This window comes from Tsukamurella paurometabola DSM 20162, assembly GCF_000092225.1.
Taxonomy (GTDB): domain Bacteria; phylum Actinomycetota; class Actinomycetes; order Mycobacteriales; family Mycobacteriaceae; genus Tsukamurella; species Tsukamurella paurometabola.
Map to the genome: position 1 here is coordinate 1,424,438 of NC_014158.1, position 18,196 is coordinate 1,442,633.

Consider the following 18,196-nt stretch of genomic DNA (forward strand, 5'->3'; position numbering starts at 1 on the left):
GGAATTATCCGGGGCCTGAACGCTCCATGTGAGGACAAAATCTCTTTCACACTATGAGACCATATGTCAGCACATGACGGTCGAATAGTTCCATGCGATGCGCCCGACGCGCCGTCGAGGCCACCGCCGCGCTCGGGAAGTGCGCAGTTCACAGTGCATCGTGAGAATTCTCAACGATTGATGTTTATATGACAGGACATATGGGTTAGAGTGAGCTGCATCGCATCACGGCACACCCTCTGGAGGAGTCGCACATGACCACCGGCGCACCGTTCGACCTCATCACTCTCGGCCGCGTCGGCGTCGACATCTACCCGCTGCAGGACGGTGTGGGGCTCGACGAGGTGCAGACTTTCGGCAAGTACCTCGGCGGGAGCGCCACCAACGTGGCCGTCGCCGCAGCGCGGCACGGCCACTCGTCCGCGGTGATCACCGCGACCGGCGCGGACCCGTTCGGTCGATTCGTTCACACCGAACTGCGTCGGCTCGGCGTGGACGATCGGTACGTGGGAACCGTGAGCGGACTCAACACCCCGGTCACGTTCTGTGAGATCTTCCCGCCCGACGACTTCCCCCTGTACTTCTATCGCGATCCGATCGCGCCCGACCTGATGATCGACGGCGATGCACTCGACCTGCCCGCGATCGGCGATGCGCGGATCTTCTGGGCCACTGTCACCGGTCTCTCCCGCGAGCCCAGCAGATCGGCCCATCATGCGGCGTGGCGTGCCCGGGGCCGCGCCCCGCTCACCATCCTCGACCTCGACTACCGGCCCATGTTCTGGGAGTCGGCTGCGTCGGCGAGCGCCGAAGTGGGCCGCGCCCTCGAACACGTGACGGTGGCCGTCGGCAACCGTGAGGAGTGCGCCATCGCCGTCGGCGAGAGCGAACCGGAGCGCGCGGCCGACGCCCTTCTCGACCGGGGGGTCGAGCTCGCCATCGTCAAGCAGGGGCCGCGCGGAGTGCTCGCCAAGACTCGCGACGAGCGGGTCGAGGTGTCGCCCTACCCGGTGGAGGTGGTCAACGGGCTGGGTGCCGGCGACGGCTTCGGCGGGGCGATATGTCACGGACTCCTGGCCGACTGGCCGCTCGAACGCGCGCTCCGCTTCGCGAACATCGCGGGCGCGATCGTCGCCTCCCGCCGGGAATGCTCCACGGCCATGCCCACCACCGCCGAGGTAGCGGACGTCCTCGACGATCTGGAGCGTGACCATGTCTGATGCGCGCATCGCAGCGGCCCCGCTCGGGCCCGGCGACTTCGAACGGCTGCGCGCTGCGCGCCTGGAGACTCCGGATGCCATCGCAGAGGTGCTCGCCGCTCGCCGGCGTCGTCCGCTCGTGCGAGGCGACAAGCGGCTGCTGATCGTGGCCGCCGACCATCCCGCCCGCGGTGCACTCGGTGTCGGCCGCGATCCGTTGGCGATGGCGGACCGCTACGAACTGCTGCAGCGGCTCGCGCTCGCCGTCTCCCGGCCCGGCGTGGACGGTGTGCTCGGCACGCCCGACGTGATCGAGGACCTCGCTCTGCTCGGCGTCCTGGACGACAAGATCGTGGTCGGCTCGATGAATCGCGGCGGCCTGCGTGGCGCCGCGTTCGAGATGGACGATCGCTACACCTCGTACGACGTGCCGACCATGCGCCGCGACGGCCTCGATTTCGCCAAACTGCTGGTGCGCATCAACCTCGAGGACGCCGGCACCGCGACCACGCTGGAAGCCACTGCGCGGGCCGTCACGGAGGCGGCCACGGCCCGATTGCCGATCATGTTGGAGCCCTTCCTCAGCCGCTGGAGCGAGGGCCGGATCGTCAACGACCTCAGCACCGATGCGGTGATCTCCTCCATCGCGATCGCCAGTGGTCTGGGGAGCACCTCCGCCTACAGCTGGCTCAAGCTCCCCGTGGTCGACGACATGGAACGCGTGATGGCGGCGACGACCCTCCCCACCCTGTTACTCGGCGGCGACCCGGCGGGTGATCCGGATTCCGTGTACGCCTCCTGGTCGGCGGCGCTCGGACTCCCGGGTGTGCACGGCCTCGTGGTGGGCCGGACCCTGCTGTACCCCTCCGACGGCGACGTCGTCGCCGCCGTCGATACCGCCGCGGCCCTGGTCCACGGCGCCCGATCTACTCCGACCGACGCATCCGAAAAGAGCACTCGATGACAACCACCGAACTGCCCCTCGTCCCGCACTGGATCGACGGCGCCCCCTACCCGTCCGCGGGCGGCCGCACCGCTGACGTCTACGACCCCGCGCTCGGCATCGTCACCAAGCGGGTCGCGCTTGCGGACGCTACTGAGATCGCCGCCGCGATCGCCTCCGCACGCAAGGCGCAGGAGCAGTGGGCCGAGCTTTCCCTCGCCCGTAGACAGTCGGTGCTGTTCCGTTTCCGCGAACTCCTCGAGGCCCGCAAGCCCGAACTCGCCGAGATCATCACGGCCGAACACGGCAAGGTTCTCTCCGATGCCCTCGGTGAGATCAGCCGCGGCCAAGAAGTCGTCGAATTCGCCTGCGGTCTCGCGCATCACCTCAAGGGCGAGTTCAGCGAACAGGTTTCGGCCGGCGTCGATGTCCACTCGGTCCGCCAGCCGCTCGGGGTGGTCGGCGTCATCAGTCCGTTCAACTTCCCCGCCATGGTGCCCGCCTGGTTCTTTCCGATCGCCATCGCCGCCGGTAACGCCGTGGTGCTCAAACCCAGCGAGAAAGACCCCTCGGCGGCGATCTGGATGGCCGAGTTGTGGCGCGAGGCGGGGCTTCCCGGGGGAGTCTTCACCGTGCTCAACGGCGACAAGGAGGCCGTCGACGGCCTGCTCGCTCACCCCGACGTCGCGGCGATCTCGTTCGTCGGCTCCACCCCCATCGCCAAGTACGTCTACGAGACCGGTGCCAAGTACGGTAAGCGCGTGCAGGCCCTCGGCGGTGCGAAGAATCACATGCTCGTGCTCCCCGACGCCGACCTCGACCTCACTGCCGATGCCGCGATCAACGCGGGCTTCGGATCAGCGGGGGAGCGGTGCATGGCCATCTCCGTGGCCGTCGTGGTCGAGCCCGTTGCCGATGCGCTGGTCGAGAAGATCACCGAGCGGATGAGTGCACTGCGTATCGGCGATGGCCGTCGAGGCTGCGATATGGGCCCGCTCGTGACCCGCACGCACCGCGACAAGGTGGCCTCCTACCTCGACATCGCCGCCGAAGACGGCGCCACCATCGTGGTCGACGGGCGCTCGGTGCGGCCCGACGGTGCGCCCGAGGGATTCTGGCTCGGCCCCTCCCTGATCGATCGCGTACCCACCGGCTCGCGGGTGTACACCGAGGAGATCTTCGGTCCTGTTCTGGCCGTGGTCCGGGTGAACTCCTACGAGGAGGGTGTGGAGCTGATCAACGCGGGTTCCTTCGGCAACGGCACCGCGATCTTCACCAACGACGGCGGCGCCGCGCGGCGCTTCCAGCGCGAGATCAAGGTGGGCATGATCGGCGTCAACGTGCCGATACCGGTGCCGGTGGCCACCTTCAGCTTCGGTGGCTGGAAAGAGTCCATGTTCGGCGACACCAAGGCACATGGAGCCGAGGGTGTGAAGTTCTTCACCGCGCTGAAGGCGGTCACAACTCGATGGACCGACCCGGGCGAGCGGGCCACCGTCGCCGCCTCCGCTCAGGGCGGCGGCATCAATCTCGGCTTCCCGCAGAACGACTGACGCCCTTCGAGGAGGAATTGAGCATGGCCGCGACACCCAACGAGTGGTTCTACCGGCGCGGTGATCTGGCCCGCCACGGCTGGGAATCGGTGGTGGACACCACGATCCCGCGATGGCGGCACACCGGCATCCGGATCGCCGATCTCGGTGGCCGCGCGCTGGTTCTCCCGGGCGACGGCACCGAACGCATCGTCATTCCGCTGGCGGGTAGCTGCGTCGTCGATCACGAGGGCGGTTCCACCACGCTGGCCGGACGGCACAGCGTCTTCGACGGCCCCACCGATGTGCTCTACACGGGTGCCGGGACCGGGGTGACGGTGCGCGGCGCCGGGCGGGTGGCGGTGGCGGAGGCACCGGCGTCGATCCACCTCCCCACTCGACACATTCGTGCCGAGGACGTTCCCGTGGAGGTGCGCGGAGCCGGGCGGGATACTCGCCAGGTGCACAACTTCGGGACGCCGGCGACACTCGACGCCGCGGCACTCATCGTGTGCGAGGTGATCACACCGGCCGGCAATTGGAGCAGTCACCCGGCGCACAAGCACGACGAGTACGTCGCGGGCCACGAGACCCGGCTCGAAGAGATCTACTACTTCGAGGCCGCACCCGCGCGCTCACTGCGCTCCAGCGGCGTGGTACCTGCGGATGCGGACCCCTTCGGCAACTTCGTCACGTATTCGTCGAACGCGGGCGACATCGATACCAACGCGATGGTTCGCTCCGGCGATATCGCGCTGGTGCCCTTCGGGTATCACGGCCCCGCTATGGCCGCACCCGAATACGACCTCTACTACCTCAACGTGATGGCCGGACCGGATCCCGACCGGGCCTGGCTGATCAGTGACGACCCGCGCCAAGCCTGGCTCCGCGAGACTTGGGCGTCCCGGGCGCCCGACGCCCGGCTGCCGTATACGACGGCGGCACCCACTGAAGGAGGCCAGGTATGACCACACGCAGGATGACGGTCGGCCAGGCGCTCGTCGAGTTCCTCGCGCACCAATGGACCGTCGACGAAGTTCGCGGACCGGATGCAACGGTGAGCACCATCCGCGAGCGGACGATCCCCGGCACCTTCGGAATCTTCGGTCACGGCAACGTCGCCGGCGTCGGCCAGGCACTGCTGCAGACCTCGATCGACGACCCCGGCATGATGCCGTATCACCAGGCCCGCAACGAACAGGCCATGGTGCACCAAGCCGTCGGCTACGCGCGGATGCACCGTCGCCGCGGCACGTACGCCTGCACCGCCTCCGTCGGCCCCGGCGCCGCGAACATGCTCACCGGTGCGGCGCTCGCCACCGCGAACCGGATGCCCGCACTGTTGCTCGTCTCCGACACGTTCGCCACCCGGGTCGCCGACCCCGTCTTGCAGCAGATCGAGCATCCGCACGACATCGGGATCCAGGTCTCGGACGCGTTTCGGCCGCTGTCGCGGTTCTTCGACCGGGTGCAGCGGCCGGAACAGTTGTTCTCGATCGCGCTCGCCGCGCTCCGTGTGCTCACCGACCCGGCCGAGACGGGGGCCGTGACCATCGCGCTGCCCGAGGACGTCCAGGCCGAGGCCATCGACGTACCTGAGGAGTTCCTCGCCGACCGGGACTGGCACCTGCGCCGTCCCCTGCCCGAACGCGGTCCGCTGGCCCGTGCCGTGGAGGCGATCCGCGGGGCGGCCCGGCCGCTGATCGTGTCCGGCGGCGGCGTGATTCATTCCGGAGCCGAGGACGCGCTGCGTGCCTTCGTCGAGGCGACGGGAATCCCGGTGGGCACCACCCAGGCCGGCGGCGGATCACTGGTGTGGGACCACCCGCAGAATCTCGGCGGCATCGGCGCCACCGGCACCTTCGCCGCCAACGCGACCGCAGCGCACGCCGATGTCGTGATCGGAATCGGCACCCGCTACAGCGATTTCACCACCGCCAGTCGCACTGCCTTCCAGGACGCCGGTGTCACCTTCGTCAACGTCAACGTCGCCGCTTTCGACGCCTACAAACACGGCTCGCAGTTCCCGGTGATCGCCGACGCTCGTGCCACGCTCGATGCTCTCCGCGTCGAACTGAGCGGGTACCGAGTGGATTCCGGTTACGCCGACGATGTCGCTGCCCGCAAACAGGAGTGGGACCGGACCGTCGATCTCGCGCTGGCCCCGACCGGTGGTGCGCTGCTCGGCCAGCCCGAGATCATCGGCGCGGTGCACGCGGCGATGGACCCGCGCGATGTGATCGTGCAGGCGGCGGGATCGCTCCCCGGTGATCTGCAGAAGCTGTGGCGAGTGCGTGATCCGCTCGGCTACCACGTCGAATACGCCTTCTCCTGCATGGGCTACGAGATCGCCGGCGGTCTCGGTGCCAAACGTGGGTTGCTCGCGGACGGAGACGACCGCGACGTGGTCGTGATGGTGGGCGACGGTTCGTACCTGATGCTGCATACAGAACTGGTGACCGCGGTGGCCGAGGGCATCAAGCTGATCGTGATCATCGTGCAGAACCAGGGGTACGCCTCGATCGGCCACCTGTCCGAGACCATCGGCTCCCAGCGGTACGGCACGCGCTACCGGTACGCGCGAACCGGCGATCCCGCGGCCGGCTCCGGATACCTCCCGGTCGATCTGGCCGCGAATGCCGCTAGTTACGGCGTCGACGTCATCGATATCGCACCGGGACCGGATGCGTTCGGGGAGTTGTCGCGGGCCGTGGGCACCGCCAAGGCCGCGAGTGGCCCCACGGTGATCCATCTGCACAGCGACCCGCTGGTGTACGCCCCCGACGGCGACGGCTGGTGGGATGTACCGGTCGCGGAGGTGTCGACCGTGGACAGCACTCGCGCCGCGCGCGCGGAGTACGAACGGCAGCGCCCGCGGCAGCGCCCACTCCTGGGCTGACGATCAGAGCACGCCGTGCAACGGCGGCGGCACTCGATTGAGGGTGCTGCGGCCCAGATGGTGCACCTTGTAGCGCACCGGATCGTGCAGCGTGTGCGTGCGGGCGTCCCGCCAGAACCGGTCAAGTCCGAGGTCGCCACCCGCGCTCCGGGTGCCGCTCACCTCGAACAGCGCCGACGGTACCTCCGTCGCCGCGCGATCGGCGAGCACCTTGGCCGTGGCCACGGCCAGCGATGCCGCTGCGGCCTGCTCCAGCCCCGGAACCTGGAAGGCGGTGTCCACCGCAGTGCCCGCCACGGTGAGCGCGGCCTCCGCGGCGCGGACCGTCACGGTGAGTTCGCCGAATCGCTGGATCACCAGAGGATCGTCCTCGGCCCGGTCGACGTCCGCCTCGAACCACGGCCGGGACGTGGTGCGGACGAACTCGGCCGCGGCCTCGAGTGCGCCGCGGGCGAGTCCCGTATCGATGGCGACGTGCAGCAGCTGGGCGAAGGCGCCGTATCCGGTGGGCTCGGACACGGCGGGGGAGCGCGGAACGATCGAGCCGGGCGGAACCGGAACATCGACGAACCGGACCGTGCCGCTCCCCGTGGTGCGCTGCCCCAGCCCGTTCCAGTCGTCCACCACCGTGATTCCGGGGGTATCCGCGGGCACGAAAGCGATGACCTGCTCTCCCGAGTCCGCGTCGCGAGCCAGGACCGCGAGGATGTGCGCGTAGGGAGAGCCCGTGCAGTAGAACTTCTCGCCGTCCAGACGGGCACCGTCAGCGGAGCGGGTGAGCGTGGTCGCGATATCGGCGACCGTCCGACCCCCCTTCTCGGACTGGGCGTTGGCGATCCGTCCGCCGTCGAGGACCTGCTGGAACAGGGTGCGCTGCAAGTCCTCCGGCGCCGCGAGACGCAGCGCGGTGAGGTACACGTAGTGGCTGTGCGGGATCTGGGCGAGCGAACCGTCCGCAGTGGCCAGGATGCGGAACACCTCTGCCACCGCGGAGGGTGGCAGATCGGGGCCGCCGAATCGCGCGGGCACGGTGAGCGCGAACAGGCCTGCGTCGGAGAGATACTCGACTTCGGCGTGCGGGAGGTGCCGCTCGCGGTCCCGGTCGGCCGCAGTCGCGGCGAACCGGCTCGCCAGGTGCCGCGCCGACTCGAACGCGGCCTCGGCGGAATCGATCGCGGGCGCCAGGGTCACACCAGCGCTCCCGCGCGGCTCGCCTCGATCTCACGGACCAGCGGTAGCACCTTCTCGCCGAAGTACTCGATCTCCTCCTGGAAGTGCAGGAAGCCGCCGAGAATGAGATCCACCCCGAGCTCCTTGTACGCGACGATCCGCTCCGCGACCTGCTCCGGTGTGCCGATCAACTGGGTGCGGAAGCCGTCGTTGTACTGCACCAGATCCTCGAATGTCGAGTCGGCCCACATGCCGCGCCCGTCCGAGGTGGACTTGCCCGCCTGCTGCACCGAATCCCGGAACCCTTCGACCGCCGGCTTGTTCGCCTTCTCGATGATCTCGCGCAGGGTGTCCCGCGCCTCCTTCTCGGTGTCGCGGGCGATGATGAAGCCGTTGAGGCCGAACTTGACCTCGCGGTTCGCTTCCCGGGCCACGCGACGCAGATCGTCGAGCTGGTCGGTGACGCCGTCGAAGTCCTTGCCGTTGGAGAAGTACCAGTCGGCGTACCGGCCGCCGTTGACGCGTGCCGCAGACGAGTTGCCGCCCTGGAACAGTTCCGGGTTGGGGCGCTCGGGTGTGTTGAGCGGCTTGGGCTTGAGGGTGAAGTCGCGGATCCGGTAGAAGTCCCCGCCGAAGTCCACGTTGTCCTCGGTCCAGATCTTGCGGATCACCTCGAGGAACTCGGCGTTGCGGCGGTAGCGCTCGTCGTGCTCGAGCCAGGGCTCACCGAGTGCCTTGAATTCGCCGGCGAACCAGCCGGAGACCACGTTGATCGCGAATCGACCGTTCGACAGGTGGTCGGCGGTGGCGCCGAACTTCGCGAGGACTGCCGGATGCCACAGGCCGGGGTGGACGGCAGCGATCACCTTGAGCTTCTCGGTCGCGCCCAGCAGGGCGAGGCTGAACGAGGTGGACTCGTGCTGGTACTCGGCGCCGTAGCTCGCCATGTATCGGACCTGCGAGAGCGCGTATTCGAAGCCCACCCGCTCGGCGGTCTGCGCCAGCTTCTTGTTGTAGTCGAAGTCCCAGCTGGTGCGCTGTTCGATGTCGCTGGTGACCAACCCACCGGAGACGTTGGGGACCCAGTAGGCGAACTTGATCTCGTCGGCGATCTTCTCGGTGCTCATGGTGCTTCCCTTCGGCTCGGGCTGCTAGGAGGTGGGGGAGAGGTCGGGCAGGAAGGCGCCGCGCACGGGCTCCGACGGCGCGGTGCCGTCGTTGAGCAGTCCGCGGGCAGCAAGGCGAGGGCGCACACCCTCGCCGAAGTGGTAGGCCTCTTCCAGGTGTGGGTATCCGGAGAGGATGAAGTGATCGAGTCCGAGGGCCGCGTATTCGGCGATGAGATCGGCGACCTCGTCGTGCGAACCGACCAGCGCGGTGCCGGCGCCGCCGCGAACCAGGCCGACGCCGGTCCACAGACCCGGGTACACCTGAAGCGAGCGGGCATCGGCGGCCTCGTCGAAAGCCGCACCGCCCCCGTAGAGTTCGCGCATGAGTCGCTGGCCCTCGGATTCGCTCTTGGCGAGGTTCGCCTGCGCCGCGCGCACGGCGGCGGGATCGAGGTTGCCGAGCAGGCGGTTGGCCTCCGCCCAGGCCTCTTCGGAGGTGTCCCGGGAGATCACGTGCAGGCGGATGCCGTAGGTCAACTCGCGACCCTGCGCCGCGGCGAGGCCCCGAATCCAGTCGAGCTTCTTGGCCACCTGGGCGGGCGGTTCGCCCCAGGTGAGGTACGTGTCGGCGTATGCGGCGGCCACATCGCCCGCGGCGGGCGAGCTGCCGCCGAAGAAGATCGGGGGTGCGGGCTCAGGGCGGCGTGCGAGGAGGGCGTTCTCGGCGGACACGTACTGCCCCTGCACGTTGACGGGTTCGGTGGATTCGAAGAGCTTGCGGGTGATGTCGAGGAACTCGCCGCAGCGGGCGTACCGCTCGTCCTTGCTGAGCCCGTCACCGAAGGCGCGTTGCTCGGATGATTCGCCTCCGGTCACCACGTTGAGCAGTACCCGGCCGCCCGACTGCCACTGCAAGGTGCTCGCCATCTGGGCGGAGAGCAACGGACTGACCAGGCCCGGCCGCAGTGCGACGAGGAACTTCAGCGTCTCGGTGGACTCGGTGAGGAGCGCCGCCGTGAGCCAGGCGTCCTCGCACCACAGGCCGGTCGGGATGAGCACGGCCTCGAACTTGTTCGATTCCGCGGCCAGTGCCAATTGCTTCAGATAGTGCAGGTTCGCGGGGCGATCGCCACTCATCGAGCTGCCGTGCCCTCCGGCCATGAGGTTCCGCGAATCGCCGTAGGTGGGCAGGAACCAGTGCAGGTGGAGAGGGTTGGGCGAGCTCACGGCAGCCTTCCGTCAGTGGGGCGGGATACGGAGCGCAAGTCCACCACCGCGCGGCCCGGGGGGCCAGGTTTCGGCTCGTGATGCGTCGAACGTGCGAACCTACCGATCAGTAGCTAAGCTAGAGAAGGGGTTAGTTAGAGTTCCGTAGTGAAATGAGGTGTCAGATGTCGATTGAGACGGTGCAGAACGGCGTCCCCGCAGAGGGCTCGGTGCCCCCCGCCGACCAGCAGACCGAGCGACTGCCGCAGGTGATCGCCAGGATCTTCGCCCAGTTCGCGGATCGTCCGGCCTTCGCGACCCGCGAGGCGGGGCCGGGGACCCCCTACGCCACCGTCTCCTATCGGGAGATCTGGCGGCGCGTCACCGCGCTGGTGGCCTCCTGGCAGAGCGAAGTGGCTCCGGGAGACTTCGTCGCCATCCTCGGCTTCACCAGCTCGGACTTCGTGACCGTCGACCTCGCGACCACACTGCTCGGCGCCCCGAACGTGCCGCTCCAGGCCGGGGCCCCCGCCGCTCGCATCGCGACCATCCTCGATGAGACCCGGCCGAAGATCCTCGCCGTGAGTGCCGATCAGGTCGACCTCGCCCAGGAGGCTCTGGCCGAGTCCGCGGCTACCCCGCGGGTGGTCGTCTTCGACGGCGAACGCGACGGCTACGAGGGCATCGAGGCGGACATCCTTTCCGGCTCCGCCCTGCCGGCACCGGAGTTCTTCGCGCCCGAGCCCGGCACCGATCCTCTCGTCACGCTCATCTACACATCCGGCAGCACCGGTACCCCGAAGGGGGCCATGTACACCGAGCAGTTGGTTCGCGATGCCTGGCTCAAGGTGGACAGCATCGTCGACATCGACATGCCGGCCGAGTCGCTCCTGCACTTCCTGCCTATGAGCCATATGTACGGGCGCAACTGGCTGATCGCCGGCCTGGCATCGGGCGGGACCGGGTACTTCGCCGGCGCCTCCGATATGTCCACCCTGTTCGACGACCTCGCCGCCGCCCGGCCCACCGCCATCGGCCTGGTGCCCCGCGTGTGCGAGCTGATACACCAGCGCTATCTGGCCGTCGAGGCGGACACTGATGCGGAGACCGCGCGCGTCGAACTGCGTGACCGGGTACTCGGCGGTCGGCTGCAGGCCGCGATGTGCGGTAGCGCCGCCCTCTCGTCGGAGCTGCAGACCTTCATGGAGTGGTTGCTCGGAATCGATATCCAGATCGGCTACGGATCCACCGAGGCCGGTGGTGTCATCCGCGACGGAGTGGTCGTTCGGCCGCCGGTCACGGAGTACAAGCTGATCGATGTCCCCGAACTGGGCTACTTCGTCACCGACTCCCCGCATCCACGCGGCGAACTCCTGGTCAAGTCGACGCAGTTGATTCCCGGGTACTACAACTCCGACAAGCGGATCCGCGACGACGAAGGCTTCTACCGCACCGGCGATGTGATGGCCGAGCTGGGACCCGACCGGCTCGAGTACGTCGACCGGCGGAGCAACGTGATCAAGTTGGCACAGGGAGAGTTCGTGCCGATCGCCCAACTCGAGGCCATCTACGCCGCCGGTCCCGATGTGCACCAGATCTTCCTGTACGGAACCAGCGAACGCTCCTACCTGATCGGCGTCGTCGTGCCCGCGCCGGGACCCGACGGCGAGACCGATGCGCAGACCCGCACCCGCGTACTCGATGGCCTGGCCGCGATCGCCCGTGAGAACGATCTCGCTGCCTACGAGGTGCCGCGCGATGTGCTCATCGAACGTGATCCCTTCTCTCAGGAGAACGGGCTGCGGTCGGGGATCGGCAAGCTGGTGCGCCCGGCCCTCATCGCCCGCTACGGTGACCGGTTGCACGACCTCTACGCCCAGGCCGACACCCGTCAACGCGAGGGCTTGCGCGCTCTCGACGCCTCGGGCCCGATCATCGACACCGTGCTCGGGGCGGCTGCGTTGACGCTCGGCGCGGATATCGCGGACTTCGACGCCGACACTCGATTCGGCGACCTCGGTGGCGACTCGTTGTCGGCGCTCTCGCTCGCGACGACGCTCGAAGGCCTCTACGACGTGCCCGTCCCCGTGCAGACGATCGTCGGACCGACCGCCACACTCGGCGGCGTCGCCCGGCACATCGAGAAGGCTCGATCGGGTGGCGTCGCGGCACCGACCGCCGACTCGGTGCACGGCGTGGGTGCGAGCGTCGCCCGGGCCACCGACCTGACGCTGGAGAAGTTCATCGACCCCGAGCTCCTCGCGCTCGCGCCGACGCTTCCCGCGGCGACCGGTGAGCCGAACACCGTGCTGCTCACCGGATCCACCGGCTACCTCGGCCGCTTCCTGCTGCTGGACTGGTTGCGACGGGTCGCTCCGCACGGCGGCACCGTGATCGCGCTGGTGCGCGGCGCCGACGCCGACGATGCGCGACGCCGCGTCACGGCCGCGATCGGTGACTCGGATCCTGACCTGACACAAGAGTTCACGTCACTCGCGGAGCATCACCTCCACGTGATCGCCGGTGACTTCGGCAGCCCCGCACTCGGACTCGACGATGCCACCTGGAGCGATCTCGCCGGGCGAGTCGATCACGTGGTGCACTGCGGCGCGCTCGTCAACCACGTGCTGCCCTACGACCAACTGTTCGGTCCCAATGTGGTGGCCACCGGCGAAGTGGTGCGACTCGCACTCACCACGCGCCGCAAGTCCGTGGATTACGTCTCCACGGTGGCTGTGGTTCCGCAGGATGACGGCCGCGTCCTGGTCGAGGACGACGATGTTCGCGAGCTCGGCGCCGAACGGCGCATCGGGGCCGATGCCTACGCGAACGGCTACGCCGTGAGCAAATGGGCGGGCGAAGTGCTGTTGCATGAGGCAGCCGACCTGGCGGACCTGCCGGTGCGGGTGTTCCGCTCCGATATGATCTTGGCGCACAGTCGATTCCACGGACAGTTCAACGAGGTCGACCAGTTCACCCGCCTGCTCCTGAGTATCGCCGAGACCGGACTGGCGCCGGCGTCGTTCTACACGCCGGATCCGAGTGGACACCGCCCGCACTACGACGGGCTGCCGGTGGACTTCACCGCCGAAGCGATCACCACGCTCAGCGCCGCGGGGCGTTCGGGGTACCGGACCTTCCACGTGCTCAACGCCAACGATGACGGCGTGAGCCTGGACAGCTTCGTCGACTGGATCGCCGCCTCGGGCCGGAGCATCGAACGGATCGACGACTACGACACCTGGTTCGCCCGGTTCGAGCAGGCGCTCCAGCAGCTCCCCGATGAGGCGCGCCAGCGGTCGGTGCTGCCCCTGCTGCACGCGGTGCGCGAGCCGGCTCCGGCCGCCGGGACCTCCGCGCTGTCGGTGGACCGGTTCCGTGGTGCGGTGCGTGAGACCGGAGTAGGACCGGGGGACATCCCGGTGCTCGATCGCGCCCTGATCGAGAAGTACCTGCGCGACTTCGAGACCGCGGGCTGGCTCGCGCCCGGTGCGCGCGACTGAGAGGCTCGATCCACAGGTAAGCGTATGTAACGTGTTTCCTCCACAGGGCCCGCCGCGGACACCGTCCGCGGCGGGCCCCGCACGTGAGACTCGACGCGGGAGGCCGGACTCGCCGCCTCCCTCGACGAGGACGAGGAGGGCGTCATGCCCGGAGTGATGATCTACGCCGCCGGATACGTGACCAACGATCTGACCTATCGCCAGTCCGCGAGGGACGAGCGGCACGACTTCCTGAGCTTCACCATGGCCCACAACAACGGCTACATCGACGACAACGGCGTGTGGCAGCAGACCAGCACCCTTTGGCTCAACGTCAAGGCCTTCGGCGCGCTCGCCCGCAATGCCCGCGGGGTGATCGCCAAGGGGCGCCCGGTGATGGTGCACGGCGAGCTCAAGCACGAGACCTTCGACGGGGCCGACGGTCACAAGCACAGCTCGCTCGACCTCAAGGCCGACGGGATAGGCCTGAACCTGCGGCTGTGCGGTGCGATGTACACCGGCCCGGGGGAGCGCACCCGGGAAGCGGCACCGGCGGCCGGTGTGGCGCAGTCCGGCGCACCGGATTCCGAATCGACGGAGCGCGAGGGCGAGTCCGGTGCGGGCACCGCGTCCACCTCCGACGGATCGGTCGGTGAGCAAGCACCCGCACTCGCGGTCGTTCCGGACTTCTGAGGCGTCAGTCCCCGGCCCGGCGGCGCACTCGCCGGTCGTGGCCGGCGACGGCGACCGGGGCGCCCACGGTGTGCAGCACGATGCTGCCCAGCACCACCAGTGTGGCGAGCGTCAGGATCAGATCCGCGGCGTCGCCGTCGGGGAGCGTGTTGAAGGCGATCAAGGCGAACACGATGGTCGACGTGCCGCGCGGGCGGAGCCAGCCGAGAGCGAGGACCTCGGACCGGGGTAGCCCGCTTCCGGTCACGGCCACCGCCTCCGGCAGGACCCGAAGCACGGTGAGCGCGATCGCCGCGAAGGCGAGAACCTGCCATGGCAGTCCGTCGGCCAGCGCGATCACGGTCACGGCACCGAAGACGAACCACATCGCCGCGGTGAGCAACGACCCCACGTCCTCGGTCAGACCCACCTCCGAGTTCGCCGCGCTTCCGCGGCGGAACCGGTAGACGATTCCGCAGACGAAGGCCGCCACGAAGCCGTTGCCGCCGAGTCCGACCGCCGCGGCGTAGGTCACGAGCGGCGTCGCGACCAGGGCCAGCCGCCGGCTCCGCTCGGTCGACCACCCCGCAGCGTCGCTGCGGACGAGCCCCGTCTCGACGACGAGGCCCATCACCACGCCCACTGCCAGCGCGGTGAGCGAGGACGGCGCTGCGTTGACCAGCGCCGCGATCGGGTCGTCGCTGTCGTTGGCGGGATCGGCCCACAGCAGCGCGAACAGGAAGACGGGGGTCACCAGGCCGTCGGTGTATCCGGACTCGACCGTGAGGACGTCGCGCACCCGTTCGGGTACGTGCCGGTCGCGCAGAAGCGACGGCGCCGACGCGAAGTCGATCGGCGCGATCACGCACGCTACCAGCAACAGCACCGACCACCCCAGGCGGGGCAACAGGAACCAGCCGACGAGCATGGTCATCGCGAGGCTCACGGGGATACCGATGAACAGGCCGCGGGCGGCGAGCCGCGGATAGCGCCCGAGGAGTGAACCGCGGACCTCGGTCGCGTCCACGAAGAGGAGGACGGCCAGGATGATCTCGGCGGCCCGCTGCGCGGCCGTCGTGTTCAATGCCATGGTGATCGCTCCGTGCGCGCCGATCCCGACCGCCCCGCCGGCCAGGACCATGACCAGTGGCGCGGAGATCCACCACCGTTCCATGCGGTTCGCCAGCAGACACCACACGATGAACGCAGAGGTCGCCACCAGGATCGCCGCAATCATGGGGCGATTGTTCCACCGCTCGGCTCACCGCCGGTGTTACGCCGCCGTGAGAACGGGTTTACCGGCGGGACACGCGCGGGTGCGGGACCGCAACATGGCTTCCCTACCTTCGGGGGCATTCGATTCGCGTCCCCACGCTGCACAGGAGGTCGACCATGGCGCGCTCACACACGATCACCGACTGGGATCCCGAGAACACCGAGCAGTGGGAGAACGGCGGCGAGAAGATCGCCAAGCGGAATCTGTTCTGGTCCGTCGCCGCCGAGCACGTCGGATTCTCGGTGTGGTCGCTGTGGTCGGTGATGGTGTTGTTCATGCCGCAGGACGTGTACGGCCTCAGTACTGCCGACAAGTTCCTCATCGGCGCCACCGCGACCCTCGTCGGCTCGCTGCTGCGGCTGCCGTACACGCTCGCCACGGCACGGTTCGGCGGACGCAATTGGACCGTGTTCAGCGCCTTCGTGCTGGCGATCCCGGTGATCGCGACCATCGTGATCCTCGCTCATCCAGGTCAGCCGCTGTGGGTGTACCTGCTGTGCGCGGCGCTCACCGGTTTCGGCGGCGGCAACTTCGCCTCGTCGATGACCAACATCAATGCCTTCTTCCCGCAGCGTCTCAAGGGCTGGGCGCTGGGCCTGAACGCCGGCGGCGGCAACATCGGCGTACCCGCCGTGCAGCTGGTTGGCCTGCTGGTGATCGCGACCGCCGGTGCCGGCGAACCCTATTGGGTGTGCGCCGTGTACCTCGTCCTGCTCGCCGTCGCGGGCATCGGTGCCGCCCTCTTCATGGATAACCTGCAGGTTCCCACCGTCGATACCGCGGCGATGCGCAAGGCCGCCACAGACCGCGACACCTGGATCGTCTCGCTCCTCTACATCGGTACCTTCGGCTCGTTCATCGGCTTCTCCTTCGCGTTCGGCCAGGTGCTCCAGGCGACCTTCAAGGCGGGCGGCGCCACCGCCGCCGAAGCATCGCTACAGGCAGCGCAGATCGCCTTCCTCGGCCCGCTGCTCGGTTCCATCGCGCGGGTCTACGGAGGCAAGCTCGCCGATCGCATCGGCGGCGGACGCGTGACCCTGTACGTGTTCGCCGGCATGATCGCCGGCGCCGGAATCCTCATCGCCGCCGCCACCAGCGCGGGTACGGGAGCACCGACCGGAGCGACCATGGCGGCGTATGTCGCCGGATTCATCGCCCTGTTCCTGCTCAGCGGACTGGGCAACGGTTCGGTGTACAAGATGATCCCCTCGATCTTCGAGGCCAAGTCGCGGTCACTCGATGCCGACGAGGCGACCCGCACCCACTACTCGCGCGCCATGTCGGGCGCCGTGATCGGTATCGCAGGTGCGGTCGGCGGTCTCGGAGGCGTCGGAATCAACCTGGTGTTGCGTGCGTCCTACCAGGCGAGCGGCACCGCGACGACCGCCTTCTGGGTGTTCGGCGCCTTCTACGTCGTGGCCGCTCTGGTCACCTGGAAGGTGTACGTGCGTACCCCCGCGCCGAGTGCGCATGGCACGCTCGACGGGACGCACCGCCGCGAACCGCTCAGCACAGCCGCTGACACGTGACGGTGACCTATCCGGAGAGGAGCCCGATGACCGGTCCGACGACCGAGGCCTCGGCCACCCCACTTCTCGGCTTCACCGTGGCCGTGACCGCCGCCCGCCGCGCCGACGAGCTGTCCACTCTGCTCATCCGGCGCGGCGCCGCCGTGGTCGCGGCCCCCGCGATCAGCATGGTGCCGCTGTCCGATGATGTGCGGTTGCGCGCCGCCACGGACGAGTTGCTCACGGCACCACCGGACCTGCTCGTCGCCACCACCGGCATCGGTTTCCGCGGCTGGCTGGAGGCCGCCGAGGGCTGGGGCGTCGCGGAGGGCCTCGTGGCCGCCCTTGGCGGCGGCCGGGTGATCTCCCGCGGACCCAAGGCCACCGGCGCTCTGCGCGCCGCCGGTTTGCGCGAGGAGTGGTCGCCCAAATCGGAATCGTCGGCGGAGGTGCTCAGTCACCTCGCGGGGGAGGATCTGCACGGGCAGCGGGTCGCCGTCCAGCTGCACGGCGCGACCGACGACTGGGACCCCAACCCGGGTTTGCTCGACGGACTGCGGGACCTGGGCGCGGAGATCGTGCCGGTGCCCGTGTACCGGTGGGAGCAGCCGGAGGACTTATCGGGCCTCGACCGCATCGTCGAGGCGATCGCTCTCGCCGAGGTCGACGCCGTCACCTTCACTTCTGCTCCTGCCGCGGCCTCGCTGTTGGAGCGTGCCGTCGAGCTCGGCGTCGCCGACTCGGTGCGCGCCGCCCTCACCGGCCCGGTGGTGGCGTACTGCGTGGGGCCGGTCACCGCGACCCCGCTGCAGCGTGAGGGGATCGAATCGGTGACCCCCGAGCGGATGCGGCTCGGCGCCCTGGCACGGCTGGTCGAACAGGACCTTCCGGGCCGCAGGCCGGACCTGCGGGTGGCCGGGCACAGCCTCGGACTACGCGCGCGCGGCGCCGTCGTCGACGGTGCCGAACGCGACCTCACGCCCACCTCGATCACCCTGCTCCGCCTGCTCGCGCGCGAGCCCGGCGATGTGGTCTCCCGCGACGAGTTGCTCGCCGCGCTCGGCGGAGACGATCCGCACGCCGTCGAGGCGGCCGTCGCCCGGTTGCGAACCGGGCTGGGCCACAAGGAGATCATCGCGACGGTGGTCAAGCGGGGATACCGGCTTGCGCTCGACGAGCACTGATCCGAGCACGCGAAGG

Annotated in this window: 13 protein-coding genes; 9 read left to right on the plus strand and 4 right to left on the minus strand. The window is 68.9% G+C overall.

What is annotated here, in order from left to right:
* The first annotated feature begins 254 nt into the window (after positions 1–254).
* The 5 genes from iolC to iolD are packed head-to-tail and all read left to right on the plus strand — an operon-like array spanning position 255 to position 6,573.
* Positions 255–1,220 carry a 5-dehydro-2-deoxygluconokinase gene (gene iolC / locus TPAU_RS06855; protein WP_013126031.1) on the plus strand — a complete coding sequence of 322 codons (966 nt, stop codon included), beginning with the start codon at positions 255–257 and terminating at the stop codon, positions 1,218–1,220.
* Entirely contained in the window at positions 1,213–2,163 is a 951-nt protein-coding gene (locus TPAU_RS06860; RefSeq protein ID WP_013126032.1) for a class I fructose-bisphosphate aldolase, read from the plus strand. Before iolC ends, TPAU_RS06860 begins: the two co-directional genes overlap by 8 nt.
* Positions 2,160–3,695 (plus strand): CoA-acylating methylmalonate-semialdehyde dehydrogenase, encoded by a 1,536-nt coding sequence (locus TPAU_RS06865; RefSeq protein ID WP_013126033.1) that lies wholly within the window; start codon positions 2,160–2,162, stop codon positions 3,693–3,695. The genes TPAU_RS06860 and TPAU_RS06865 overlap by 4 nt, the downstream gene beginning before the upstream one ends.
* 23 nt (positions 3,696–3,718) lie before the next feature.
* A complete protein-coding gene (gene iolB / locus TPAU_RS06870) occupies positions 3,719–4,642 on the plus strand; it encodes a 5-deoxy-glucuronate isomerase (protein ID WP_013126034.1) in 924 nt (307 codons plus the stop codon).
* Positions 4,639–6,573, plus strand: a complete 1,935-nt coding sequence (iolD, locus tag TPAU_RS06875; protein ID WP_013126035.1) for a 3D-(3,5/4)-trihydroxycyclohexane-1,2-dione acylhydrolase (decyclizing) — start codon at positions 4,639–4,641, stop codon at positions 6,571–6,573. The genes iolB and iolD overlap by 4 nt, the downstream gene beginning before the upstream one ends.
* A 3-nt stretch (positions 6,574–6,576) precedes the next feature.
* On the opposite strand, the gene TPAU_RS06880 is transcribed toward iolD, so the two are convergent.
* From TPAU_RS06880 to TPAU_RS06890, 3 genes are read right to left on the minus strand one after another with little or no spacing between them, the layout of a single operon-like run.
* Positions 6,577–7,764, minus strand: coding sequence for an SfnB family sulfur acquisition oxidoreductase (locus TPAU_RS06880; RefSeq protein ID WP_013126036.1), 1,188 nt, complete (start codon positions 7,762–7,764; stop codon positions 6,577–6,579).
* Positions 7,761–8,870: a dimethylsulfone monooxygenase SfnG gene (gene sfnG / locus TPAU_RS06885; protein ID WP_013126037.1), complete on the minus strand. Its 1,110-nt coding sequence runs from the start codon at positions 8,868–8,870 to the stop codon at positions 7,761–7,763. The genes TPAU_RS06880 and sfnG overlap by 4 nt, the downstream gene beginning before the upstream one ends.
* A 24-nt stretch (positions 8,871–8,894) precedes the next feature.
* Positions 8,895–10,013, minus strand: a complete 1,119-nt coding sequence (locus TPAU_RS06890) for an LLM class flavin-dependent oxidoreductase (RefSeq protein ID WP_049825951.1) — start codon at positions 10,011–10,013, stop codon at positions 8,895–8,897.
* Positions 10,014–10,243: 230 nt separating this feature from the next.
* Between TPAU_RS06890 and car the strand changes: the two genes are divergently transcribed.
* Together car and TPAU_RS21840 are read left to right on the plus strand one after the other, a co-directional pair.
* Positions 10,244–13,561, plus strand: a complete 3,318-nt coding sequence (gene car / locus TPAU_RS06895) for a carboxylic acid reductase (RefSeq protein ID WP_013126039.1) — start codon at positions 10,244–10,246, stop codon at positions 13,559–13,561.
* 144 nt (positions 13,562–13,705) lie between these two features.
* The gene (locus TPAU_RS21840; RefSeq protein WP_013126040.1) at positions 13,706–14,233 is read left to right on the plus strand and encodes a single-stranded DNA-binding protein; all 528 of its coding nucleotides are present in this window, start codon (positions 13,706–13,708) and stop codon (positions 14,231–14,233) included.
* A gap of 4 nt (positions 14,234–14,237) precedes the next feature.
* Here TPAU_RS21840 and TPAU_RS06905 read toward each other — a convergent pair whose 3' ends face one another.
* On the minus strand, positions 14,238–15,449 hold the full coding sequence (locus TPAU_RS06905) for a cation:proton antiporter (RefSeq protein ID WP_013126041.1): 1,212 nt from the start codon (positions 15,447–15,449) through the stop codon (positions 14,238–14,240).
* 155 nt (positions 15,450–15,604) lie between these two features.
* On the opposite strand from TPAU_RS06905, the gene TPAU_RS06910 reads away from it, so the two are divergent.
* Both TPAU_RS06910 and TPAU_RS06915 read left to right on the plus strand, forming a co-directional pair.
* On the plus strand, positions 15,605–17,017 hold the full coding sequence (locus TPAU_RS06910) for a nitrate/nitrite transporter (protein WP_013126042.1): 1,413 nt from the start codon (positions 15,605–15,607) through the stop codon (positions 17,015–17,017).
* A gap of 26 nt (positions 17,018–17,043) precedes the next feature.
* Positions 17,044–18,180: a uroporphyrinogen-III synthase gene (locus TPAU_RS06915; protein WP_013126043.1), complete on the plus strand. Its 1,137-nt coding sequence runs from the start codon at positions 17,044–17,046 to the stop codon at positions 18,178–18,180.
* The last annotated feature ends 16 nt before the right edge of the window (positions 18,181–18,196 follow it).